Origin of the sequence: Fodinicurvata sp. EGI_FJ10296, assembly GCF_040712075.1 — a bacterium.
GTDB lineage: Bacteria > Pseudomonadota > Alphaproteobacteria > DSM-16000 > Inquilinaceae > JBFCVL01.
On the sequence record NZ_JBFCVL010000002.1, the window covers coordinates 515,976 to 541,321 of the forward strand.

Below are 25,346 nucleotides of genomic sequence, written 5' to 3' on the forward strand. Positions count from 1 at the left end.
GATAAAGCATACAAGCCAAATTGGGGCAATACATGGACCGTAAGGTGCCCGAATCTTGGAAACATCTTGTCCGGCGGCGCACAAGATGTTGTATAGGCCGGACGGTGACACCCCAACGGCTTAGCGCCAATTCATGACCGATCCCCTAGATATCCTGCGCGGCGTATTCGGATTCCAGGAATTCCGGGACCAGCAGCGCTCCGTGATCGACCATCTGATCGACGGGAACGACGCTCTCGTGTTGATGCCGACGGGCGGCGGCAAATCGCTGTGCTATCAGGTCCCTGCCCTCTGCCGCCCGGGCACCGGCATTGTTATCTCGCCCCTGATCGCCTTGATGGACGACCAGGTCGCGGCCCTGAACCGGTGCGGCGTCAATGCGGCCGCCCTGCATTCGAACGGCGACCCCGACCATCAGCGTGCCGTGATCGGCGCCGCAATGTCAGGGGAACTGGACCTTCTCTATGTCGCACCGGAGCGACTGGTCGGCACCGGCCTGATCGACCGTCTCGGCCCGGACCGTCTGTCGCTGGTGGCCATCGACGAAGCCCATTGCGTTTCCGCCTGGGGGCATGATTTCCGGCCCGATTATCTCGAAATCGGACACATCCGCGAACGGTTCAAAGGCGTTCCCTTTGTCGCGCTGACGGCGACGGCTGACGGCCCGACCCGCGACGATATCGTGCAGCGATTGTCGCTCGGCGATGCCCGGCGATTCGTCTCGGGCTTCGACAGGCCCAATATCCGGTACCAGGTGGTCCAGCGGCGCTCTGCGTTCTCGCAGCTGTTGTCGTTCATCCGCGACGGCCACAGTGGCGAAAACGGAATCGTCTATTGCCTGTCCCGCGCCAAGGTCGAGGACACCGCCGACAAGCTCTCTGCCGAGGGCGTGACCGCGCTTGCCTATCACGCGGGGTTGTCGGGACCGATGCGCCAATCGCATCAGGACCGGTTTCTGAACGAACCGGGCATCGTGGTCGTCGCCACCGTGGCCTTCGGCATGGGGATCGACAAGCCGGACGTCCGTTTCGTCGCCCACATCGACCTGCCCCGGAATCTTGAGGCCTATTATCAGGAAACCGGCCGTGCCGGCCGCGACGGGCTGCCCAGCGATGCCTGGATGCTGTACGGCATGAACGATATCCACCGGCTGCGCGCCTTCTGCGAGCAAAGCGAACAGCCCGAAGACCGCAAGGCCGTCGAGCGCCAGCGCATCGACGCCCTGCTCGGGTTCTGCGAGGCACCGGGGTGCCGCCGCCAGTATCTGCTTTCCTATTTCGGAGACGAAACCGGACCCTGCGGAAACTGCGACACCTGCGACCGGCCGGTGTCGATGCGAGACGCCACCATCCTGGCACAAAAGGCGCTTTCGGCAATCTATCGGACCGGCCAGCGTTTCGGCACTGGCCATGTCGTCGACGTTCTGATGGGCAAGAAGACCGCCATGGTGGTCGAGCGCGGCCATGACCGGCTGAACCTGTTTGGCATTGGCGCGGATACCGCCCGCTCCGAATGGCTGGGCATTCTCCGGCAACTGGCGGCGCTGGGGTTGATAAGGCCGGGCGAGAACGAGCGCGGGCTCTGTCTGGACGACTCGTGCCGCGCCATATTGCGCGGCGAGCGTCGCCTGCAATTGCGCTCCGAAGACGATCATACCAACAGGGACACCGGCAGATCCGGCTCCCGCTATCGTTCTGAAACGGGCGGCGCAAAAGCCGGAAAGCCGGGCGGCCGCCGCCGGACCTTCCGCCGCCGTTCCAGCGCCACGGCCGCGGAATGATCGATAGTGGAAATGATGATTTCTACACCCTGATCGTCCCGGGCGCATTTCGGCATGAAATGCTGCAATGCAGAACCGGGACCCCGAGCAGCAGCTCTCCCAATTAGAAGCGCGAACCGGGGCCACAGGAGCCCAGTTCGCATTTGACAGACCGGAAAGTTACTGCGCGAGGCCCCGGGTCTGCAGCGCGTCACTCCCGTGCCGCGCTGCGCCCGGGGCGATCAGGAGGGAGGAGGCGCTGCACGGACGATCTGTGAATCGCGCAGGTAGCGATCTGAGACTGGACCGACAACATCGAATGGCCGATTGGCACATGGGTGCGTTTGCATTATGGTGCCGCAACCTTGTCGCGGGTCTTCGCCGTCGACCATATGCGCCACGACAACAGCGCGGCGGCATTCGCCGGTCGGCACAAGGGAACAGCGGCCGCTTCGGCGCGTATTGAAACGCGGCGGAGGGGCACTTACGTCTGCTAGGCTTTAAGCGGTGATAGCGCCGCAATACTCCGAGGGTTGCATGTTCGGTGGGATTGTCCATAAATTCTTCGGCTCCGCCAACGATCGCGTCGTCAAGAGCTTGCAGAAGGATGTCGCGCGCATAAACGCGCTCGAACCATCCATGGAAGCGATGAGCGACGAGGCGCTGAAGGACCAGACACGGCTCTTCCGGGAGCGTTTGGATAAAGGCGAAACGCTGGACGATCTGCTTCCCGAGGCGTTCGCCACGGCGCGGGAAGCATCGAAGCGTGCGCTCGGATTGCGTCCGTTCGACGTCCAGCTCGTCGGCGCGATGGTGCTCCATCAGGGCAAGATCTCCGAGATGAAGACGGGCGAGGGCAAGACCCTCGTCGCCGTGCTGGCCGTCTATCTGAACGCCCTGACGGAAAAAGGCGTCCACGTCATCACGGTGAACGACTATCTGGCCAGCAGGGACAGCGACTGGATGGGCCGGATCTACGGTTTCCTGGGGCTTTCGACCGGCTGCATCGTCCACGGCCTCAGCGACGAAGAGCGCCGGGCCGCCTATGCGGCCGACGTCACCTATGGAACCAACAACGAGTTCGGCTTCGATTATCTGCGCGACAACATGAAGTTCCGGCTTGAGGAAATGGTCCAACGGTCGTTCAATTTCGCCATCGTCGACGAGGTCGACAGCATTCTCATCGACGAAGCCCGGACGCCGCTCATCATATCGGGCCCGGCACAGGACACTTCCAATCTCTATGTCGCAATCGACAAACTGATCCCGTCCCTGGGCGAAGGCGATTACGAGATCGACGAAAAATCGCGCACGGTGAACCTTACCGAAGAAGGTCAGGAGAACGTCGAACGCCTCGCCGAGGAGGCCGGCTTGCTCAGTCCCGGCGGTCTTTACGATATCGGCAACGTGAACGTCGTCCACCACGTCAATCAGGCCCTGCGCGCGCACCGGCTGTTCCAGCGCGACAAGGATTATGTCGTCAAGGACGACAAGGTCATCATCGTCGACGAATTCACCGGCCGCATGATGGAAGGCCGCCGCTTCTCCGAGGGCCTGCACCAGGCGCTGGAAGCCAAGGAAGGCGCCCAGATTCAGCGCGAGAATCAGACGCTCGCCTCGGTGACTTTCCAGAACTTCTTCCGCATGTATCCCAAGCTCGCCGGCATGACCGGCACCGCCATGACGGAAGCGTCCGAATTCGGCGAAATCTACGGCCTCGAAGTCGTGGAGATTCCGACCAATGTGCCGGTACGGCGCAACGACGAGGATGACGAGGTCTACCGGACCCTCGACGAGAAGAACAAGGCGATCATCGAGACCATCGCCGATGCCCATCAGCGCGGACAGCCGGTGCTGGTCGGAACGGTGTCAATCGAGAAGTCCGAGCAACTGGCTGCCGCGCTGCAGAAGCACGAGGTGCCACACAATGTCCTCAATGCCCGCTTCCACGAGCAGGAAGCCTATATCATTGCACAGGCGGGCCGGCCCGGCACGGTGACCATCGCGACCAACATGGCCGGGCGCGGTACCGACATTCAGCTCGGCGGCAATCTGGATATGCGCATCGCCCAGGAAGCGGCGACCCTGATCGACGAGACGGCCCGCAACGCCAAGACCGAAGAAATCAAGGCCGAGATCGCCGAAGCCCGCCAACAGGTGCTCGATGCGGGTGGTCTCTTCGTTGTTGGAACCGAACGCCACGAAAGCCGGCGGATCGACAACCAGCTTCGCGGCCGTGCCGGCCGTCAGGGTGACCCGGGGCGTTCGCGCTTTTTCCTGTCACTGGAAGACGACCTGATGCGGATTTTCGCATCGGACAAGCTTGACGGCATGCTGCGCCGACTCGGTCTCCAGGAGGGTGAGGCGATCGTCCACCCCTGGATCAACAAGGCACTGGAAAAGGCGCAGTCCAAGGTCGAAGCCCGCAACTTCGACATCCGCAAGAACCTGCTGAAATTCGACAACGTCATGAACGATCAGCGGCGTGTGGTCTATGATCAGCGGCGCGAGATCATGCAGGAGACCGACGCCAAGGCGACCGTGGATGCCATGCGGCACGAGGTCATCCAGGACATGGTGCGCAAGGCGATTCCGCCCAACACCTACGCGGAACGCTGGAATATCGAGCAGCTCGGCGAAGACATTCGCCGCGTTCTGGCGCTTGATCTGCCGGTGACGGAATGGGCGGCGGAAGAAGGCATCGCCGAAGAGGAAATCGAGGACCGCGTCCGGGAAGCGTCCGACAAGAAAATGGCCGACAAGGAAGAGGCCTACGGCGCGGAAATCATGCGCATGGCCGAGAAAAGCCTGCTTTTGCAGATTCTCGACCAGACATGGAAAGACCACCTGCTACAGTTGGACTACCTTCGCCAGGGCATTTCACTGCGCGCCTATGCGCAAAGGGACCCTTTGCGGGAATATCAGACCGAAGCTTTCGAGATGTTCCATGCGATGCTGGCGCAGCTTCGCGAGTCAGTTACGCGTGTTCTCAGCCATGTCGAACTGCGCGTCGGCAAGCCGGACGATGCCATTCCGCAGCGGCCGCGCCAGCCGATGCAGGAGACCCGCACCGACCCCGCCATGGCCGGCGGCATTCCGGGACCGGGCGAAGCCGACCAGGCCGCCGCGCGTGCGGCGGGCGCCGCTGGCGCTGGTGCTGCAGCAGCCGGCGGTTCCGCGTCGGGCGGACAGGCCGCATTCGACGCCGAAGATCCGGCGACATGGGGCAAGGTTGCCCGCAATGCCCCCTGCCCTTGCGGATCGGGAAAGAAATACAAGCACTGTCACGGGGCAGTCGACTGACCTCGAAGCACTATCGGCGCCCTTGAATTTCCGACCCCGGATGCGCCGCGGTCGCGCTTCGCGCGCAGGAAGTTGCCGAGCGCAATCCCGGGCGCGTCACTACGTGCCGCGCTCGGGAATTGGCGAGGGCGGAGACGGCAAGGCGGCTCCCCAATTTCCCTTTACCGGACGAGATGCGGCACGGAGTGTCGCTTCGAAGATCCGGGGACAATACTATCAACGTTCACCCGGCTCGCGCGATGCGCCAGCGCATATTGCGGTCGTATTGCCGAGAATAGCTTGGTATACCATAGCATCCTGAACCGGACCGGCAGGCCATGAACGGCTGAACCGGTTCGACGGCCCACAGCCAAGGGGCATCCGGGATATGGATTATCGATACATTGTCCGCATGCTCGGCATATATGTCGGGGCGATCTGCGCGGGCTGGATTACCGCCGCGCTCAACGTGCCGCTGCCATGGATGATCGGGCCGATGGTGTTCGCATCGGCGCTCGGCTTGTCGGGCTTTTCCATTCGTGTACCGACGATAACGCGCCCGATCGGTCAGACGGTGGTTGCGGCGACCGTCGGCCTGTCCTTCACCCCGGTGGCGGTTGCGGCCATTGCCGACTGGATAGTCGCCATGATTGCCGTCGCCGTCCTGACCGTCGTCGCCGGATTTCTGGTTGCCGCCGTTCTGATGCGGCTGACCCGCATCGACGTGATTTCCGCCAGTTTGGCCACCATCCCGATCGGTCCGGTCGAAACTGCCAATCTGGCCGTCCGTCACGGCGTTGCGCCGGGGCCCGTCGCCTTCGCGCAAACGTTACGCATCATGCTGCTCGTGCTCCTGGTGCCGCCGGTGATCGTCGCTCTCGACGGCAGCGTTCAGGACCCGATGGCGACGCTGCGCGATGCCAACGTCGACCTGTTGGGCGGTCTGCTGCTGATAGCAGCCGCCACCGCCGGCGGATGGGTCGCCAAGCGTCTGAAAGTCTCCAATCCGTTCTTTCTTGGCCCGCTTGCCGGATCGGCATTGGCCGCGGCATTGTCACTTCCCGTTTCGGCGCTGCCTTTTGTCGTCCTATCGGCTGCACAGATCCTGTTGGGCGTATGGCTCGGCGCCATGTTCGACCGGACCCTTTTTTCGAAATCGAAGAGTTTCGTCCCGGCGGCGTTTCTGTCGACGTTCCTGCTGATCATAGCCTGCACCGCGATGGCCCTGGGCGTGAGCGCCCTGACCGGCATCAGCTGGACGACAATGGTGCTGGCAACCGCCCCTGGCAGCGTGACCGAGATGGCGCTGACCGCAAAGATACTGGAGGAAGGCGTCGCCCTGGTAACGGCGTTTCACCTGACCCGCATCTTCATCATCCTGCCCCTGGCACCATTCATCTTCTCGCTGACTGCCCGGGTGGCAGCGCACTATGGTTGGCTGCCGACGGTCAAGGCACCCTGACGCCGACGGACCGCTGCTCGTCCTAAAATGCGTAGCGCAGGGACGTCATCGCGGCGTGGCTGGCGAGATGAGCTTCGGTGGCGTCGATGTCGATGGTCACATCGAATGTTTCCCGAACGACGTTCAGCGGACCGGGATCGGTCTGAACCCGTCCATAGTCGCTGTACCGGTACGAAACGTCCAGGACGAGCGACTCGGCAAGTCGCACACCCGTGCCGGCCGTGATCGCCCAGGCCGGATTGGTCCGGCTGCCGCCGGAAGTGCGGGAATACCCGGTATTGGTATGGTCCGGAAAGGAATAGGTCACGTCACCGATGGCATTTCGTGCAACGCCGAATCCGGCGCCGATGAACGGCTCGAACCGACCGAGATCGGCTTCCAGCATCGGTGCGATGTCCAGATAGCCAAAGACCATTGCACTGGTCGTGCTGGCGTCTCCGTCCACCGGTTGACGCCCCTGAATTCCCAGAAAATTCGCGTTGCCGCTGAAGGCAAAGCTCGGTCGATGAGCCAGAACCGCTTCGAGCCGCAGCGTCGGCAACGGCCGGAAACCGATAGCCCCTTCCACGGCAATCGATTGGCCGAAGTCTCCGCGCCCACCGATCGACTGGCCGCCTGGCCCTTCGACGCAGCCGAAAAGCGCCGGCGGCGAAACGCTGGCGCAATTTCTGTCGGAAAACGTGGCGTCGGTCGACCGTTCCAGTCCGACACCTGCGCGAACATAAAAGCCCGGCCCGTCGTCAGCCGCGAAGGCCGCTTCGATACCGGGGCCCGAAAAGGTCAGCGCCATGGCCGGAACTGAAAGCGCCAGCATCGAAAGTGCCGATCTTCGCACCATGGCTCCCCCCTTCTGTCGTTGTTCAACCCTTCGTAACGGAATGACCCGATCAGGAAATGTTTCGGCGGTCAAGATCGACACGGATGTCGTCGATGAACGCGCGCGCCTTGGCTTTCGGCGCGGATGTCGCCAGACTGACACCGACGAAAATCACGATGGCGACACACAATGCCATGACGGCTGCGGGCACCCCCAACGGCGATACACCGCCGAACTGCCACCATGTGACCAAAAGCCCGCCGGCGACCATACTTGACAGAGCACCCGCCGCTGTTCCCCGCCGCCAGAAGAACGCACCGACAATAGCCGGCACCGTGACCAACAGACCGGCCGAGGATGCGACCGACAGCAGTGAAATCAGATCGACTTGCAGCGATGCGAACATGGCGGCCAGAGCGACCATGACGACGATCACGATCTTGCCGACCAGCAACTGGCTGGCTTCGCCGCTATTGGCGACGGCATGGCGAAAGACGTCGCGCGATACCATCGAGGCCAGCGTCAGCACGATGGAATCGATCGTTGAGACGGCTGCCGCGAGAACACCGATGATCAGGACAAGGGCCAGCCAGGGCGGCAGCGCGCCGGATGCCAGTATTGACGGCGTGGCCATGTCGGGATTGTCGAGATCCGGTACCAGCAGAAGCGCCGACAGCCCCCAGACGATCGAGATCAGTGTGAATACGAAGCCGAAGACGAGAAACCCGATGATCATGGTGCGCATCGCCGCCAGCGATTCGGTCGTAAACAGCCGCTGACTGACCTGAGGATTGGAAATCGAGAAGAAAAACCACGGCAGGGTCAGGGCGACGAATGTCTCGAACCGGAAGAGCCCCGGCCCGGGCACGGCGAGTTTGGCGCCGTGATCAGCTTCCAGCTGGCCGATGAAACTGCCCAGGCCGCCTAGGGAATAGACAACGAAGCCAACGGCCAGAAGCCCGCCGACGACCATGATCAAAGCCTGCAGTGCATCAGTCCAGGCAACCGAGCGCAGACCCGCCACCAGCGTCCAGAGCACGGCCAGGCCGGCCCCGATCGCAACGCCCGTGGCAAAGGATATGTCGCCCCCTGTCGTACCGGAAAGCAGATACCCGATACCCATAAGCTGCACGGCACTGTAGGGCACAAGGAAGAGACAGCTCATCAGGGCCATCACGACGGCAAGCGGCCGGCTTTCATAGCGGTCACCGATCATCTCCGACGGCGTGATGTAGCCGAATCGCCGGCCGACAAGCCAGAATCGCGGTCCGAAAATCGCCACGAGACTCAACCCGGCAAGGTAAATCAATTCGAAGCCCAGCGCCCCGACGCCACCGGTATAGGTAAGTCCTGCCAGGCCCAGCATCATGAAAGCGCTGAAGGTCGTGGCGCTGTAACTCAGCGCCGAGACGACGCCCCCGAGCGCCCGTCCGCCCAGGTAAAAGGACTCAACGCCCCGGGCTAGATTACGCCGGGCAATGGCCGCGACGACGATGCCGGCGAGAAGATAGGCAGCAAGCGCCAGCCAGATGACTTCCGCACGCATTCGCTCAGACCCTCCAGCGCGTGGTGGCGTAGATGATCAGTGCCACCGCGCAGCCGCCGAAAAGGGTCCAGAACAAAAACGCGCCGGCAAGACGCTCGACCGACGACAAAAAGAGATAGGGGACGGCGTAAGCCAGAAGAACGATGGCCGCCAGCGCGACGAACCAAGCGAATCGGTTGATATATGCAGCCATCAGCCCTTCCAAATTGAATTGAATACAGGCGTATTCTTCTGCGTACGCTGTCAAAGGTCAATTCAGAAAGGGGTAATATAGCCGATCAGGGCAGGCCTTTCTGCCCCATCGCCAGAAATTTTGCCCGGCGCCGCTCGATCAGGGACTCGCCCTCCAGCCCGTCGACTTCGGTCAGGCACTCGGAGATCGTGTCGCCAAGGCGAGAGATAGCCTCGTCCGGGAAGCGATGTGCGCCGCCGATCGGCTCAGGCACCAGCCGATCGATCAAGCCCAACTGGCGCAGATCATTCGCCGTCAGCTTCAGCGCCGCAGACGCCTCGTGGCTCATGGCGCTGGACCGCCAGAGGATCGAAGCGCAGCCTTCCGGCGAGATGACTGAATAGATCGAGTGTTCCTGCATGATGATTCGGTCGGCGGCGCCAAGGGCGATCGCGCCTCCGGACCCACCCTCGCCAATGATCGTCGCCACCAGCGGCACACGAATGGAAAGACATTTTTCGATCGAACGGGCGATGGCTTCTGCCTGCCCGCGCTCCTCGGAGGCGACGCCGGGATAGGCCCCCGCCGTATCGATCAGGGTCAGCACAGGCAACTTGAACCGGTCGGCCATATCCATCAGGCGTATCGCTTTACGATAGCCCTCGGGTTTCGCCATACCGAAATTGTGCTTTAGCCGGGTATCGGTGTCCGACCCCTTTTCCGTGCCGATAACCACCACCGAGCGACCACGGAACCGCCCCAGTCCGCCAACGACGGCCCGGTCCTCGGCGAACGACCGGTCGCCGGCCAGCGGCGTGAAATCATCGATCAGAGCGTCGACATAGTCGCCGAAATGGGGCCGGTTCGGGTGCCGCGCCACCTGGACTTTCTGGGCCGGTGTCAACTTTTCGTAGGTCGAGCGCAAGATGCGATCCAGCTTCGTCTGAAGACGGGTCACTTCTTCCGCGATGTTGAGGTCGCCACCGTCGGAGATGTGGCGAAGCTCCTCGATCTTGCCTTCGAGTTCCGCAATCGGCTTTTCGAATTCGAGAAACGTCTGCATGGATCTTATCAAGCACCTTCGAGGAAATCTGCCGGTGTCTAGCACAGGCAGAAAACGGGAGACAGCCCATTTACAACGAAACGGGTTGTGGTGACAAACCTTAAACGAGACACTTAGAGGTCTATTTCTCTTTTGACGATATTCGATCCACCTTGCCGATCAATGCCACCGCCTGTTTGATCGACGCGATATCGATCATGCGGCCATCCAGCGTCACGGCGGCACGGCCGTCTCGCCGGGCCGCCTCCATCGCCTCCAGGATTGCGCGCGCCCTGCTCGTTTCGGCCTCTGTGGGCGTGAAGCATCGGTTGATAGGGTCGATCTGGGATGGGTGGATCGCCCATTTTCCATCGAATCCCATGGCTGCCGACCGTCGTGCAAGGGACGTAATCCCCTCGACATCCCGGAAATCGGCGTAAGGACCGTCGATCGCCCGCAGGCCCAGGGCGCGTGCCGCCACCAGAAGTCTGGCCAACGCATAGTGCCAGATGTCGCCCGGATGAAATGCGCGCGCGCGATTATCGTCCGTGGCCTCGGAAAGAACGCCGTAGTCGCTGCTCTGACCGCCGATCACGGTGGTTCGAGCGCCGAGCGAAGCCGCGAAGTCGCCCAGACCCAGATGCAGCGCCTGGATCCTGGGCGATGCAGCCGCGATCGCGTCGACGGCTGCCAGCCCGGCAGCGGTCTCTATCAGGACCTCCAGCCCTAGCGGCCGCTGCCGCCCTACGGCGGCCTCGACCTGTGACGCCAGCATATCGGCAACCGCGACCTCTGCGGGGGAATTGACCTTCGGGATCATGATCGCGTCCAGGCGGTCGCCGCCCTGCTCGATCGTATCGATCAGATCGCGATACATGAACGGCGTGTCGCAAGCGTTGATCCGCAAGCAGACGATCCTGTCGCCCCAGTCGACATCCCTGAGCCCGGCGATGACCGAGGCTCGCGCCTCTGCCTTGGAATCGGGAGCAACGCTGTCCTCAAGGTCGAGGATGACGGCGTCGGCCTTTGACCGGGCCGCTTTTTCGAACAATGCGGGCGAACCGGCAGGCACGGAAAGCAGACTCCGGCACGGCCGTACGTCTGCCGCTTCTCTCAACCCATCAGTCATTCGATTCCCTCATCGCTGGGCCATGCATCCGGGCGAACCCGGCATTAGCCGGAGCCTTCCGCCTCGTCGCCGTCACTCGCTTCTTCCTGCCGCCTTCCCTCACCCGATCCAAGAGGGTGATGATCGTTGACCAGCCGGGCCAGACGGTCGCCGAGAACATGTGTGTATATCTGCGTCGTGCCGATATCGGCATGCCCCAGCATCTTCTGGACGGCGCGGAGATCGGCACCGCGATTCAGCAAATGGGTCGCAAAGGCATGCCGGAGCACATGGGGACTGACGCGGTCCGGGTCGATCTCCGCCTCGGCTGCGAGTTCCTTCAGCAATTGCGCGAATCGCTGGCGAGTCAAATAACCGTTGACGGCAATGCGCGAGGGGAACAGCCAGGGACGCTGCTTTTCCACTTTGCCGGGCACGAGAAACTGTTCGCGCGCCGTGGTCAGATACGCTTCGAGCGCAACGCGCGACGGGTCGGTAAGCGGAACCATGCGGTCGCGTCCACCCTTGCCCTTGACGATCAGATAGCGCCGGTCGCGGCTGATCGCCGTCAAGGGCAGCCCGACGAGTTCGGTAACCCGCAAGCCGGTGGCATAGAGAATCTCCAGCAACGCCACCAGCCGTATGCCGTCGGCGCCGGATCTGGCTTCTGCTGCACCGACCAGCCGATCCACCTCGTCTTCGGTCAGGATCTTGGGCAGCGTCCGGCCGAGTTTCGGGCTGTCGATCGCCGATGACGGATCGTCGCTGCGCGACCCTTCGGAGACGAGAAACCGGAAGAACTGCCGCAGGGCCGATAGCCGTCGGGCGATGGTGCGCTTCGACGTTGCGGCGCCTTCGGCCCCTGTTCCCTGCGCCAGCGCTTCGAGATAAGCGCGCAGGTCGTCTTCGGTTGCCGATTCGGGGACCGGCTTGCGACCGTTTGCGGACGATGCGGAACGCGATGCAAGAAACTCGGCGAAATTGACAAGGTCACGTTCGTAAGCAGCGCGGGTGTTGGATGCAACCGCCCGTTCCGCAACCAACATATCCAGAAATGCTTCAACGCGCGGATTGAGGGGTTTCTTGGGGCTGGGAGGCCTGCCGGGTTTGGCCATGATCAATAGCTGCACAAGATGATTGACGGGACAATATCTTCGCATAGCATCCGGACGACACCCCCGTCCAACGCCTTCGCAGCCGCGGAATTTCCCCGCGACGCGAATTGCCGGAGCGCATGAACGATTGATCTCGGTATGGATGTTGGCGAACCTGCGCTATCGGTCCGTCAGTTCGCAGAGACAGGCCGCTCGACGACGGTTCTCTCGGGCTGGAAGTCCCAGATGCCCAGGAATACCACGCCGCCAACCAAAGCCAGCAGGATGACGGCCAGAAGCATGCGCAGGATGCGACCGCCAATTCCTGAATTGGAGCCACCCTGAGAGAACACCGAACGATTGCGATTTCGTGCCACGATTGAATTCCGGCCTCATAGTCGGGATAGCAGTCGCAACCAGATGCATCGTCGACCGCGACAGTGTCGACGGACCGACCCTACACCGGCAACGTGTCGTCATGCTATTGGTGATAAGGATAGATGACAAGACGAAGGCAGATTGCGACAGCGCCCACGGCGAGCGGGGCCAGTCGACATGCGGCAGGACGAAAGCGAATGGTGCGAAAACGGAGGCAAGCCGAGAACGGTAGATTGCTGGAGCGGATCGATCTGGACCGCAGTGTGGTGCTTGTCGGCCTGATGGGAGCCGGGAAGAGCGCGATCGGCAAGCGCCTTGCCGCGCGGCTGTTCCTGCCGTTCCGGGATTCCGACGATGAAATCGAGCTGGCTGCAGGATGCACCATCCCGGAGATATTCAGCCGATATGGCGAATCCGCCTTCCGCGATGTAGAACGCAAAGTGATTCTGCGGCTGCTGGATGAAGAACCGCATATCCTGGCAACTGGGGGTGGTGCCTTCATGGACCCGGCAATCCGGCAAGCCGTCGCGGAAAAGGCGATTTCGATCTGGCTGAAGGCGCCGCTCAGCGTCCTCGTCGAGCGGACGGCGAAGCGCGGAAACAGACCGCTGCTCGCCGGCGGCGACGTGCGTGAGAAACTCAAATCCCTGATGGAAATCCGCAATCCGGTCTATGGCGCCGCCGATATCACTGTCGACAGTCGCAACCGGCCGCTGGAAGCCATGACCGAAAGCTGCCTCGTGGCATTGGGCGCATATCTGGAAGGAGTCCGGAATCAGACCCACAATCCGGCCCCGAATCAGGCAGGGAAATAGGGTGGGCAGACCATGATCTCCCCGCAATTGGGGCCGGTCGATCGGGCCAGGCGGATGGTCTCGGCGACATAGCGCCGCGCCAGCGCCACGGCTTCGACGGCCGGCAATCCGCGCGCCAGGCCGATCGCCGTTGCCGTTGCCATCGCGCCGCTGACACCGCGAACATGCCAGCCGCTCGGACGGGGATAATCCATGACCTCTTCGATGTCGCCCTGATCGTCGCGGCCGGGGCCGGCAACATAATCGGCCACCCGATCGCCCAACGCCGCCGGCTCGACCAGGACGACGGTTTCGGCGCCGATCGTGCGCAGCATCAGCGCCGCGTGGCGCTTGTCTTCCAGCGTGTTGATCGACATACCGGCCAGCACTTCCGCATCGGCAATCCGGGCGACCAGTACATCGGCACCGACGATGAGGCGCCGCTTCAGATGCGCCACGACATCCGGCTCGACCAACGGAAGACCGTCACGGCCCACGCAAACGGCATCCACGACCTTCGGAATCCGTGGCGCCTCTGCCATCAGAATGTCGACAACGGAGTCGACCGACGCCGACAACGGCAGCAGGCCGACCTTGATCGCTTGCGGCTGCACCTCGCCCAGCGCTGAAAGGAGCTGCCGCCCCAGGAAATCCGCAGCAATGTCGACCCGTTCCGCAGTCCCACCCCGTGACTGGTGCTCCCGTGACTGGTCTCCTCGTACTGGAGCCTGGCCCGGGTCGTCGGGCGGCCCGAGAGGTGACGGGATCGCCACGCTGCTCGTCACTGCGGCGGCGTAGGCCCGCATGGCGCCCGCTATCTGCAGATCCGCATGGGTTCCCGATGCACTGCCCGGTTCGGCAACCCCGATCGAAAGGATGCGAACCGGCGGGCCGTTCCGCCAGGGTCGGGCGCAATCGGGTCTCCCATCGCCAGCAGCACTATCCGAGATCGCATCATCAGCGGTCGCGCCATCACCAATCGCAGCGGGGCCGTCCGATTGCTCCGATGGAATCTGCATCATGCCGTCATCCTGGACGCCGATGCCTTCGGCGGCGTTTCCGAAGCCGCCCCGGTGGCGCCGTCGCCACCACTGGTTTCGGCCAGCACCGCCACGATATCGTCGACAACTCGGGTAACGACCGCCTCATCGTCGCCCTCGGCCATGATGCGGACCAGTGGCTCCGTACCCGAAAGCCGCGGCACCAGTCGTCCACCCTCGCCGAGTTCGCCCTCGGCCGCGCGCATGGCGTCACGCACACGGACATCGTCCAGGGGCGATTGTCCGTCGGCGCGGGGGCTATAGCGGAAGTTTCTGAGCAATTGCGGCACCGGCTTGAAGACGCTGAGTAGATCGCTCGCCGGGCTGCTGGACTGCCTGAGGACGTTCAGAACCTGCAGTGCCGCAATCAGGCCGTCGCCCGTGGTCGAATAATCGCTCAACACGATATGGCCGGACTGCTCGCCACCCAGATTCAAACCCAGATCGCGCATGGCCTCGACCACATAGCGATCCCCGACGCGGGTTCGGTGGAACTTCAGGCCCAGTCCGGTGACGAACCGCTCCAGACCCAGATTCGACATGACGGTCGCGACCATGCCCGCACCGCTGAGCTGCTCCGATTTCTGATAGCTGCGGGCGATCAATGCCATGACCTGATCGCCATCGACGCGCGTGCCTTTTTCGTCGGCCAGAATCAGACGATCCGCATCCCCGTCGAGGGCTATTCCCAGATCGGCCTGGTTGTCGAGAACCGCCTGCTGCATGGCCAGTGGCGCGGTGGCACCGCAGCCCTTGTTGATATTCCGGCCATCGGGCGAAACGCCGATACTGATGACATCCGCCCCCAGTTCCCACAGTACGCGAGGCGCAACATGATAGGCGGCGCCATTGGCGCAATCCACGACAACTTTCAGCCCCTCCAGCAGTGCGCCGCGGGGTAGCGTCGATTTACAGTATTCGATGTATCGCCCCTGAGCGTCTTCGAGTCGCCGGGCTTTGCCCAACTTGTCCGGCCCCGGAAGCATCGATTCCGTGCCGCTGTCGATCCACCGCTCGATCGACGCCTCGACCTCGTCCGACAACTTGTACCCGTCCGGCGCGAAAAGCTTGATTCCGTTGTCTTCATAAGGATTGTGCGACGCCGATATAACGACACCCAGATCGGCCCGAAGCGACCGGGTCAGCATGGCAACCGCCGGTGTCGGCATCGGGCCGACCAGGGTGACGTCCATGCCCATGGAGATGAATCCGGCAGTAAGCGCCGGCTCGATCATATAGCCCGAAAGGCGGGTGTCCTTGCCGATGACGACACTGTGCCGGTGACCGCCGTTGCGGAACTGGACGGCCGTCGCCGCCGCCACTTTCAGCGCGGTTTCCGCTGTCATCGGCTCACGGTTGGCCGTGCCCCTGATACCATCCGTTCCGAACAAATTTCTTGTCATGGGTCACCGTCTCAACCGGTAAGAACGCGTATGGCGGCCCTGAGCCACCGAAAACAATTGCGTTCGACTGTGCAAAGGCATAGCGCACCGGGACCAGAGCGATCAAGGCCGCCATGGTCCCGGAGCGGTGACTATATAGTAACCGCAGCAGAACGGATTGAACCGGGCAAACGGCTAGCGCAGTGCCTGCAGCAACCGAACGGCCTGAACCGTTTCGGCGCCATCGTGGACCCGCAATATCTGTGCCCCCTGCTGCAAGGCGAACATCCCTGCCGCCAACGAGGCCGGCAGCCGCGCCTTGGGCGGCAGTGAGTTGCTGCCGGGGCCCGGCCCGCCAGCAGTCCCCCCAATCGATCCCAGAAACCGCTTGCGCGACAGCCCGATCAGAACCGGAAACCCGTACATATGCAGCATGGCCGTGTGGCGCAGAACGTCGATATTATGGGCAACGGTCTTGCCGAACCCGATGCCCGGGTCGATGACGAGACGTGAGCGATCGATGCCGGCGGCCATCGCGGACGAACAGAAGGCTTCCAGCCGATCCGCGACGTCCAGCGGCGCGCAATCATAGCGCGGCGCGTCCTGCATGGTCTGAGGCTCGCCCAGCATATGCATAAGCACGACCGGCACCGGATCGGCTGCCGCCGCAGTCGGCGGACTTTCGCGATCGCCGGTCAGTGCAGTGACATCGTTGATGATCCGCGCGCCCACTGCCAGCGCGGCGCGCATGACGTCGGCATGCCGGGTGTCGATCGAGATCGGCACCCCCAACGGGGCCAGGGCTTCGATCACCGGCAGGACGCGCTCCAGTTCCCTGGCCACCGGCACGGGCATGGCGCCCGGCCGCGTGCTTTCGCCGCCGATATCAAGGATGTCGCATCCTGCGTCGACGAGCGATCGGCCGTGATCGATCGCCAACTGCCGGTCGCTGAAGTCGCCGCCATCGGAAAAACTGTCCGGCGTCACATTGACAATTCCCATGACACGCGGCCTGTCCAGGGATAGCCCGGCCAGCGCCGCGCGCGGCGCCGTCAGATTGGCAAGGCGCCGGGCGACCTCGTCCTCGCGCCCCACCGTCCGCGCCCAGTCTCTAACGTCGTCCGCGTTTGCAACAGCCCGGCCGGGGTTGGCCAATCCGTCCCCGGAAGCCGGGCGAACGATCACCTCGATCTGCGCGAACTGCACCGGCCCCCCGGCCAACGGCAACGCACCGGGCAGCCCGCTAGCCTTTGGCACGCCGCCCAGATCGCTCTCGCAGAAACCGCCGGGAGAAATTGCGAGCGGCAGCGGCCGCAGATACAGCCGCGCGGACGGATCATCCGCCAACCAACGACAAAAGCCCCGGTCGAGACCGGGGCTTTTGTCGGCTTGTGCATGCAGCGCCGGATCCCCGGCGCTGCCGTTCGTGGCCATCATTCCGACCTCACGTACCTGCGGGCTCGGGGCCAAAGCCCTTTTTGGCACCGCCGGTCGGCACCGAGGATTTCTTGCCCGCCGGACGTTTCGGCGGTGGCGGCGTGTCATCCGGCTCGGGGCGGACGATATCCTCGCCGCGCAACAGTGCGTCGATCTCCTGGCCGGAAAGGGTCTCGTATTCGAGAAGCCCATTTGCGAGTTTGTGAAGCTGATCGATATTGTCGACAAGCAGCTTCCGGGCCCGCTCGTAAGCTTCGTCGACGATCCGCCGGATCTCCTCGTCGACCAACTGCGCCGTATGGTCGGACATATTCTGCGACTGGGTCACCGAGTGGCCGAGGAACACCTCCTGCTCCGGCGCCCCGTACTGAAGCATGCCGAGCTTTTCGCTCATGCCCCATTCAGTCACCATCTTGCGGGCAAGATTGGTGGCCATCTGAATGTCGCCCGATGCCCCCGAAGTCACCTTCTCCGGCCCGAAGATCAGCTCTTCCGCGATCCGGCCCCCCATCGCGACGATCAGATCGGCCTGGCATTTATGCTTGCCAAGACTGACGCGGTCACGTTCGGGCAGTCGCATCACCATTCCGAGCGCACGTCCCCGGGGAATGATCGTTGCCTTGTGAATCGGATCCGACGCTTCTTCATGAACCGCGAGAACCGCGTGACCGGCCTCGTGATAGGCCGTCAGTTTCTTTTCTTCTTCGGTCATGACCATGGACCGGCGTTCCGAGCCCATCATGACCTTGTCCTTGGCGTCCTCGAATTCCTGCTGGCCGACGACCCGCCGCCGGCGCCGCGCCGCCAGCAGGGCGGCCTCGTTGACAAGGTTGGCGAGGTCGGCACCAGAGAAACCGGGCGTTCCCCGCGCGATAACCTTTGCATCGACGTCCGGCGCCAAAGGCACCTTGCGCATATGGACCTTCAGAATCTTCTCGCGCCCGACCAGATCCGGGTTGGGCACAACGATCTGACGGTCGAAACGACCGGGACGCAGAAGCGCGGGATCCAGCACGTCAGGCCGGTTGGTCGCGGCGATCAGGATAACGCCCTCGTTCGCCTCGAACCCGTCCATCTCGACCAGAAGCTGGTTCAGCGTCTGCTCACGCTCGTCATTGCCGCCGCCCAGTCCGGCACCGCGATGACGGCCGACGGCGTCAATCTCGTCGATAAAGATGATGCACGGCGCGTTCTTCTTGCCCTGCTCGAACATGTCGCGCACACGGCTCGCGCCGACGCCGACGAACATCTCGACGAAATCAGAACCCGAAATGGTAAAGAACGGCACATTGGCCTCGCCGGCGACCGCGCGGGCTGTCAGCGTCTTACCTGTGCCGGGAGGTCCGACAAGAAGGCAGCCCTTGGGGATCTTGCCGCCGAGACGCTGAAAGCGCTGCGGATCTTTCAGGAACTCGACGACTTCCTCCAGCTCCTGCTTGGCTTCGTCGATGCCGGCGACCTCGTCGAATGTCACGCGCCCGTGATGCTGGGTCAGCAGTTTGGCCTTGGACTTGCCGAAGCCCATGGCCTTGCCACCGCCGCCCTGCATCTGGCGCATAAAGAAAATCCAGACCGCGATCAGCAGAAGTATCGGGAACCAGGACAGCAGGATACTGAAAATGGACGGCATATTGCTGTCATCCGGCTCCGCCGACACGCGGACATCGGCTTCGGTCAACCGCTGAACCACATCGCTGCCCGGAGGGGCGTATGTGGAGAACGTCCGCCCATCCTGGTAGCTGCCGGTGATCTGGTTGCCCTTCATCGTGACGTCGGAAACCCGGCCCTGATCGACAGCGGTCACGAAATCGCTATAGGGAACCGACTGCTGTGCGGACTGCTCGCCCGATCCCTGAAAAAGGTTGAACAACGCCACCAGCAGCAGACCGATAATGATCCACAGCGCCAGATTCTTGCCGAGATTATTCACGTCTCACCGCCTCTCATCCTCACCGCCGGGTCGAAACCCGTCCCCTCTACACTAAATAATGCGGTTCGCCGTTCCAACAACGGCGAACGCTGGCCGATCCGGCGGAATCCTCGGCGCCCAGCGGATGCCGAAAACCTCGCCTGGCTCTATTCCGGGGCCTTCCGCAGGCCCGTCAACTCCGCCCATCGCGCCGATCGCCCCGCCGGCACTATCGCCAACAACCGCCGAAACCTTCTGGTTCGCAATGAGCGGTGCGGCAATCGGACGCCCCGCCTCGTCGCTCAGGAACGGAGTTGTCGCAAGCTTATCACCCGTACCCCGTACACCGCCACAGCAGAAGGTACGGCCAATAGAGATCAGATGGGCCTCTTTGGCCGTCCCGCCAAGGTCCGTGAGCGATTGCCGCGCCACTACCCATCCAGCCACCGGTACCGGACCAACCATGAAGCGGTTGTCCCACAATACCGTATCGCCAGCCGCTACGCGCATGCGACTGGTCGTCCGCCCGGGCTCACGCACCAATCTCAGCACTGTCTGCCCGGCAAACGGGCCGGCTTTCCTGCCGGTCGCCATACGGCAAAGACAGCCTGAAATAGACAGATGGCCTCGTCCCGGCCCGCCATCGTGGCCCTGACCAACAAGTGCTGCCGCCCGGGCACCGGCAGCCGGTTCGACCGGAAACCCGCGCCCGCCGATGGCGGTCAGTACGCGCGCGACCAGTCTGTCGGCCACAGCAGGCGCCAGGCCACGCAGCCCGTCCGCCGCGATCTCCGCCTCGCCCGCGGCATCGATCGTCAGATAACGACTGCCTGCCGCCAATACGGCCTGCTCGATGTGTCTGCGTACCGTCCCCATTGCACGCCCCAGCCGGAGCAGCTCCGACGTCAGGTCCGTCCCGGCCTCGGCCGTATCGGGCACCTGTGTCGCGAGGGCGCGGCGCATTGCGATTCTGGTGTAGGTCGCGTCGTCGTTGGACGGATCCTCGATCCACCCGATGCCAGCTTCGCGGCAAACCTGCCGCAGCATCGCGCGGCGCCAACTCAGCAGCGGGCGCGCGTGAATGACCCCGCCCAGATCGCGCAGGGCCGTCATTCCGGCCAGGCCGTCGGGACCCGACCGGCGCAATATCCGCATTGCGACCGTTTCTGCCTGATCGTCTGCCGTGTGTGCCGTCATCATGCACTGCGCACCGGTGTCGCGACAGACGTCGCCCAACAGCCGATACCGCGCCTCGCGAGCCTTGGCCTGAACACCGCCGCCGATCGGCGGGTGTTCCCAGATTACGATCCGATGCCGGATGCCCAATGGCGCCAGTAGCGTACCCACGCGGCGCGCTTCGTCACCGCTCTCTGGTCTCAGCCCATGGTCGACCGTCACGGCAAGCAGGCGGCGTCCCGTACGTTTCGCCCAGAAACTGGCCAGACAGGCCATGGCCATGCTGTCGCCACCGCCGGATACGGCGAGCACCAAAGGCGATCCGTCGCCGCCCCCGTCCGCGTTTGCAACGGCGCCAAAATCCTGTTCTGCGGATGCCAGCAAGCGCTCCGAGATCGTCTCCGGTGATGACGCTGCGCCCGGTTTCACACGCACTGTCTCGCGTTGTTTAAACAAACCGCTCAGCACGACAGGCGGGAAAGCTCCTGCCGTGCCCGATCGGAAATGGCGCCAGGCGCGTCGGGAAAATTCTCCGAAACACGGGTAAGCGCAGTGCATGCATCCTCGCGCTGATCGAGCGACGCCAATGACAGCCCCAGCTTCAGCAGGTTGTCGGGAGCCTTGTTGCCCTCCGGCGATTGTTGATAGGCGCTTGCGAACGTACGGGCAGCATCCTCGTACCGTTCGCGGATATAAAAGGTTTCGCCAAGCCAATAGCGGGCGTTATCAGCAAGCCGATGACCGGAATGACGGTCTATGAAGGCACGGAATGCCTCTTCGGCCTGGCTGTACCGTCCGCGCGTCAACAGCCCGTACGCCTCATCGTAATCCGCGCTGGCCTCCCCGCTTTCTCCCTGGGGCAATGGCAGCTCGGCCATCGCATCGCCAGCGTCGAATCCGGAATCAGCGGCATTCGACTGTGGCGCCGAGGTGCCCCCGGATCGATTGCCGGAGCCCGCGGATTCTTCCGGCGGCGCCGGACGCCCCCCGGTCAGCGGAATCGTCCCCAACGTGCGAATCGTATCGGTCATCTCGCCATCGCCGGAAACAGAACGTTCGCCCCCGGTGTCCCCGTTTCCGGAGGCCGGCTCCGCACCGGTCCCTGCGCCCGACGCCACCGACTGGTCGACGGTACCGTTGCTCTGCTGAGCATTCTGTCCGGCGGCCCCACTGCCGGTGGATTCCAACTCGGACAGTCGGAATTCGACATCGTTGAGCACACGGTCCAGTCGCGCGGCCAACTGCTCGTTTCGAAACCTCAGCTCCTCGACCTGGCCGGTCAGTTCGGAGATCTCACGCTCCAGTGCCTGAATCCGCGTTTCCACGGATGCGGCATAGTCCGATGAAAGCGACTGAATCGGCTGGACCGAAGATCCACGAGAACCGAACCCATCGATAAGGGATCGGGGCGCTTGCGCAAGATGAAGGCCGTAGCCATGCACTCCGCTGTCGATCTCACTGCCCGACAGGGTCGGTGTCGCCAAATCGATGCGTTGATCGGCCATTGCCGACGGGCTGGCGGTCAACAAGGCCATCACCATCGCAACGCCCGCGCCGGCGGCCAAGCGGCCCCGCCCCCGTCCGGCAATCCGGGCAGTTCGTGGCGGCGCTGCAGGCGACATTCTGACGATCATCTGATCCGGCTCCTTGCGAAACGGCATACTCAACTTATGCCACAACTCGATATGTGGTCGTATTCACTGACATCGCAAAGCGGCAATGCTGTGACCGCCATCGGCCGGTCGCTCTGGTAGGGCAGCGTCGACCCGGCCGATGTCGATTGTATCCCCGTTCAGTTGACGACCGTGACGCCTCTGCGATTGCGCGCCCAGGCGTCTTCGTTGCTGCCGAGAATCGCCGGGCGCTCCTTACCATAGCTGACGGTGCTTATCCGACTGTCCGAGACGCCCTGTGAGACGAGAAAGCTCCTGACGGCGTTGGCGCGGCGATCGCCAAGCCCCAGATTGTATTCCCGCGTCCCGCGCTCATCGGAATGGCCCTCAATGACCACATTGATGTTCGGATACCGGTTGAGCCACTGGGCCTGTTGGCGCAGCGTATTCTGCGCCTCCTGACTGATCTGATATTCATCGAAGCCGAAAAAGACCCGATCTCCGACATTGACGACGAGATCTTCCTGAGATCCCGGAGCGACGTCGCCGGTGGCGACCTGACGGTCGATTCCGGTGCCGGTACCGGCGCCATCGCCATCGCTGAAAGTCCCTTCGCCGGTTGCGGAGGCTGTTTGGTCGGGTGTGCTTGAACAGGCTGCCACCAGAATTGCCGTCGCCATGACTGCTGCAAATTTTAACCGCATCGAAATATCATCCTTGTTTGATCATTACTGGTTGTTGGGCGCGGGTGGCCGCGTTCGTCGGCAGGGGATTCAAGGTTGGGGATACACCATCCACCGCAGATCACAAGACGGGCCGACGCTCACGGAATCAATGGCGACCAGGCGGGATCGGACGCATCCTGAGGCGTCGGCACGTTCCAGCTGTGAGCGCCGGAAATGTCCACGGCCCTCAGCGCCGAACGCGCTCCCGACGATCCGGGCGTCTCGGTGAAGTACATCAGCACCCGGCCATTCGGCGCCCAGGTCGGACCCTCGACATGGTAGCCCTCGGCCAGTATTCGTTCGCCCGTGCCATCGGGGCGTATGACGCCGATGTGAAACCGCCCGCCCTCGATTTTGGTAAACGCGATCAGATCGCCACGCGGCGACCAAACCGGACTTCCGTAGCGGCCGTCACCATACGTTATGCGCCGCGAATTGGAACCATCGGCATTCATCGTATAGATCTGCTGGCTGCCGCCACGGTCGCTCTCGAAAGCCAATTGGCCCCCATCGGGCGAGAAGCTGGGCGACGTATCAATGCCCGGCGCATCGGTCAGCCGCCGCATGTCGCGGGTCCGAAGGTCCATTACATAAATGTCGGAATTCCCCTGCACCGCCTGGCTCATGACCACGCGGTTGCCATCGGGCGAAAAACGCGGCGAGAATGTCATGCCCTGGAATTCGCCCAGGCTTTCTTGCCGGCCGCTGTCTATGTTGAACAGGAATACCCGGGGTCGGTTATTCTGATACGACAGATATGTTATTTCACGTGCCGAGGGCGAAAACCTGGGTGTCAGGACAAGAGAACTGCCGTCGGTCAGAAAGCGGTGATTTTCACCGTCCTGATCCATGATCGCAAGGCGCTTGGTTCTGTTGTCACCGGGGCCGCTCTCGGAGACATAGACGATCTGCGTATCGAAGTACCCGTCCTCGCCGGTGATCTCGCTGTAGATCGCATCGGAAATGATATGGGCCACCCGCCGCCAGTTGTCAGGCGCGGTTGAATAGGCCAGCCCGACCATCTGGCTTTCGTTGATGACGTCCCAGAGCCGAAACTCCACCCGATACCGGCCGTCGCTTTCGGTCCGGACGCGACCGCCGACAAGCGCCTGGGCATTGATGATCGACCATTCCGAAAAATTCGGCCCCGACTGAATGTCCTGCGGCGACTGAATGAAGGAACCGGGGCTGATCGGCCTGAAAACACCCGACCGCTGCAGATTGGCTGCAACGACAGAGGCGATATCGCGGCCGACTTCGGAGTCTCCGCCATCGGCGCCGACGAAGTTCGTGATCGCGATCGGCAGCGGTTCGGTCACGCCCTGAGTAATATCGATCTGAACCTGCGCCTGAGCGGGTTGCCCGGGCATGACCAGAACAGCGACGGCCATTAACGCGCTCATTACTGGCACCATATTCGCCCAACGGCTTAGCCGGGCCGTGCCGGCAACCAGTAGTGCACCAATCCATCGGGAATGCAGTGCCGGCCCAGCGGCCGAGTAACCATTCGTCATGCTTTCACGCTCCCTCATGGGCATTTACAACCACTTCAATACCAGTCCGTAGTCAGAACATATCGCTCGGATCAAAGTTCATTTCGATATACTGCCATTCGTCATAGCGGCCGTCCGGAAGCGGCCAGGGCTGACATTGCGGGTTCATGGCAGCCCGGCGGGCAGCATTGGCCGCGGCCCTGAACGCATTGTCGTTGTTATAGCGCTGCATGTCGTCGACCGTCGCATCGGCAACCGTCTTATCCGCATTCATCCGGATATTGATCAGCACTGCCGGCGGCTGTTCCGCCGCAAACGCATCCACATTCCAGCATTCACGGACGGCCGCCCGCAAGGCGTCTTCGTCCGCCCGACCCAACCGTGTTGGCTGACTGGGGCCTGACTGGCGCGGTTGCGTTGCCTCGTCCCGAGAAGCCAGATCGTCCAGCAGCGCTCCCAGGTCGTCGCTCGCGGGGTCGGGGTCGGGGTCGGGGTCGGGGTCGGGGTCGGGTTCGGGGTCGGGGTCGGGGTCGGGGTCGGGTTCGGGGTCGGGCTCCGGTTCAGGCTCGGGTTCGGGCTCCGGTTGGGGCTGAGGCGGTTGCGGGCGCTGTCCGGGCCGCGGCGCCTGGGGCGGTGACGTGACCTCCGCAAGTTCGGGCTCAGGCTCGGGCTCAGGCTCGGGAACAGGCTCGGGCTCGGGCTCGGGAACAGGCTCGGGCTCCGGCTCCGGCTCAGGCTCAGGCTCAGGCTCAGGCTCCGGCTCCGGCTCAGGCTCGGGCTCAGGCTCGGGAACAGGCTCGGGCTCGGGCTCGGGAACAGGCTCGGGCTCCGGCTCAGGCTCAGGCTCAGGCTCCGGCTCCGGCTCCGGCTCGGGCTCCGGCTCCGGCTCAGGTTCCGGCTCCGGCTCCGGCTCAGGCTCCGGCGTCGCGGCGGCCGTTTCTCCCCCCGTTACGTTCCCCTGTGCGCGGTCGAACTCTTCGGCCGTGATGACCGATACCTGCGAAATAGCGATTTCCGGCCGCGGGCGCTGGAAGATGTATGGCCCTAGCACGATGACCGCGAGGATCAACAGATGCAGAACTATCGAAGAGGCAACACTCGATCGCATCATGCCTGC

20 protein-coding genes are annotated in these 25,346 nt (G+C 63.1%); 4 read left to right on the plus strand and 16 right to left on the minus strand.

Annotated features, from left to right (window positions below; translation table 11 throughout):
* The first annotated feature begins 133 nt into the window (after positions 1 to 133).
* The 3 genes from recQ to ABZ728_RS05795 all read left to right on the plus strand — a co-directional run bounded on the left by recQ (position 134) and on the right by ABZ728_RS05795 (position 6,503).
* Positions 134 to 1,780, plus strand: a complete 1,647-nt coding sequence (recQ, locus tag ABZ728_RS05785) for a DNA helicase RecQ (RefSeq protein ID WP_366654990.1) — start codon at positions 134 to 136, stop codon at positions 1,778 to 1,780.
* Positions 1,781 to 2,296: 516 nt separating this feature from the next.
* Entirely contained in the window at positions 2,297 to 5,062 is a 2,766-nt protein-coding gene (secA, locus tag ABZ728_RS05790; RefSeq protein WP_366654991.1) for a preprotein translocase subunit SecA, read from the plus strand.
* A 367-nt stretch (positions 5,063 to 5,429) separates the two neighbouring features.
* The gene (locus ABZ728_RS05795; RefSeq protein WP_366654992.1) at positions 5,430 to 6,503 is read left to right on the plus strand and encodes an AbrB family transcriptional regulator; all 1,074 of its coding nucleotides are present in this window, start codon (positions 5,430 to 5,432) and stop codon (positions 6,501 to 6,503) included.
* A gap of 22 nt (positions 6,504 to 6,525) precedes the next feature.
* On the opposite strand, the gene ABZ728_RS05800 is transcribed toward ABZ728_RS05795, so the two are convergent.
* The 7 genes from ABZ728_RS05800 to ABZ728_RS05830 all read right to left on the minus strand — a co-directional run bounded on the left by ABZ728_RS05800 (position 6,526) and on the right by ABZ728_RS05830 (position 12,659).
* On the minus strand, positions 6,526 to 7,341 hold the full coding sequence (locus ABZ728_RS05800) for an outer membrane beta-barrel protein (protein WP_366654993.1): 816 nt from the start codon (positions 7,339 to 7,341) through the stop codon (positions 6,526 to 6,528).
* Between the two features lie 49 nt (positions 7,342 to 7,390).
* On the minus strand, positions 7,391 to 8,866 hold the full coding sequence (locus ABZ728_RS05805; RefSeq protein WP_366654994.1) for a sodium:solute symporter family protein: 1,476 nt from the start codon (positions 8,864 to 8,866) through the stop codon (positions 7,391 to 7,393).
* 4 nt (positions 8,867 to 8,870) lie between these two features.
* Positions 8,871 to 9,059, minus strand: coding sequence for a hypothetical protein (locus ABZ728_RS05810; RefSeq protein WP_366654995.1), 189 nt, complete (start codon positions 9,057 to 9,059; stop codon positions 8,871 to 8,873).
* 85 nt (positions 9,060 to 9,144) lie between these two features.
* Positions 9,145 to 10,101 carry an acetyl-CoA carboxylase carboxyltransferase subunit alpha gene (locus ABZ728_RS05815; RefSeq protein ID WP_366654996.1) on the minus strand — a complete coding sequence of 319 codons (957 nt, stop codon included), beginning with the start codon at positions 10,099 to 10,101 and terminating at the stop codon, positions 9,145 to 9,147.
* Positions 10,102 to 10,222: 121 nt separating this feature from the next.
* Positions 10,223 to 11,209 carry a CoA ester lyase gene (locus tag ABZ728_RS05820; protein ID WP_366654998.1) on the minus strand — a complete coding sequence of 329 codons (987 nt, stop codon included), beginning with the start codon at positions 11,207 to 11,209 and terminating at the stop codon, positions 10,223 to 10,225.
* A 44-nt stretch (positions 11,210 to 11,253) separates the two neighbouring features.
* On the minus strand, positions 11,254 to 12,348 hold the full coding sequence (locus ABZ728_RS05825; RefSeq protein ID WP_366654999.1) for a site-specific tyrosine recombinase XerD: 1,095 nt from the start codon (positions 12,346 to 12,348) through the stop codon (positions 11,254 to 11,256).
* A 125-nt stretch (positions 12,349 to 12,473) separates the two neighbouring features.
* Positions 12,474 to 12,659, minus strand: a complete 186-nt coding sequence (locus tag ABZ728_RS05830; protein WP_366655001.1) for a hypothetical protein — start codon at positions 12,657 to 12,659, stop codon at positions 12,474 to 12,476.
* 198 nt (positions 12,660 to 12,857) lie between these two features.
* Between ABZ728_RS05830 and ABZ728_RS05835 the strand changes: the two genes are divergently transcribed.
* Positions 12,858 to 13,475 carry a shikimate kinase gene (locus ABZ728_RS05835; RefSeq protein WP_366655002.1) on the plus strand — a complete coding sequence of 206 codons (618 nt, stop codon included), beginning with the start codon at positions 12,858 to 12,860 and terminating at the stop codon, positions 13,473 to 13,475.
* Here the strand turns inward: ABZ728_RS05835 and ABZ728_RS05840 are convergent.
* From ABZ728_RS05840 to ABZ728_RS05880, 9 genes are all read right to left on the minus strand, one after another.
* Positions 13,460 to 14,476, minus strand: a complete 1,017-nt coding sequence (locus tag ABZ728_RS05840; protein WP_366655004.1) for a bifunctional hydroxymethylpyrimidine kinase/phosphomethylpyrimidine kinase — start codon at positions 14,474 to 14,476, stop codon at positions 13,460 to 13,462. The genes ABZ728_RS05835 and ABZ728_RS05840 overlap by 16 nt on opposite strands.
* A complete protein-coding gene (gene glmM, locus ABZ728_RS05845) occupies positions 14,473 to 15,897 on the minus strand; it encodes a phosphoglucosamine mutase (protein ID WP_366655005.1) in 1,425 nt (474 codons plus the stop codon). Before glmM ends, ABZ728_RS05840 begins: the two co-directional genes overlap by 4 nt.
* A 174-nt stretch (positions 15,898 to 16,071) precedes the next feature.
* Positions 16,072 to 17,313, minus strand: coding sequence for a dihydropteroate synthase (folP, locus tag ABZ728_RS05850; RefSeq protein WP_366655007.1), 1,242 nt, complete (start codon positions 17,311 to 17,313; stop codon positions 16,072 to 16,074).
* A gap of 7 nt (positions 17,314 to 17,320) precedes the next feature.
* Positions 17,321 to 19,243 (minus strand): ATP-dependent zinc metalloprotease FtsH, encoded by a 1,923-nt coding sequence (gene ftsH, locus ABZ728_RS05855; RefSeq protein WP_366655009.1) that lies wholly within the window; start codon positions 19,241 to 19,243, stop codon positions 17,321 to 17,323.
* Between the two features lie 51 nt (positions 19,244 to 19,294).
* A complete protein-coding gene (gene tilS, locus ABZ728_RS05860; protein ID WP_366655010.1) occupies positions 19,295 to 20,827 on the minus strand; it encodes a tRNA lysidine(34) synthetase TilS in 1,533 nt (510 codons plus the stop codon).
* A gap of 32 nt (positions 20,828 to 20,859) precedes the next feature.
* Positions 20,860 to 22,032, minus strand: a complete 1,173-nt coding sequence (gene ybgF / locus ABZ728_RS05865) for a tol-pal system protein YbgF (protein ID WP_366655012.1) — start codon at positions 22,030 to 22,032, stop codon at positions 20,860 to 20,862.
* A 158-nt stretch (positions 22,033 to 22,190) separates the two neighbouring features.
* Positions 22,191 to 22,715: a peptidoglycan-associated lipoprotein Pal gene (gene pal, locus ABZ728_RS05870; protein WP_366655014.1), complete on the minus strand. Its 525-nt coding sequence runs from the start codon at positions 22,713 to 22,715 to the stop codon at positions 22,191 to 22,193.
* Between the two features lie 119 nt (positions 22,716 to 22,834).
* A complete protein-coding gene (gene tolB / locus ABZ728_RS05875; protein ID WP_366655016.1) occupies positions 22,835 to 24,139 on the minus strand; it encodes a Tol-Pal system beta propeller repeat protein TolB in 1,305 nt (434 codons plus the stop codon).
* Positions 24,140 to 24,302: 163 nt separating this feature from the next.
* Positions 24,303 to 25,340, minus strand: a complete 1,038-nt coding sequence (locus tag ABZ728_RS05880) for a hypothetical protein (protein WP_366655017.1) — start codon at positions 25,338 to 25,340, stop codon at positions 24,303 to 24,305.
* Positions 25,341 to 25,346: the final 6 nt, after the last annotated feature.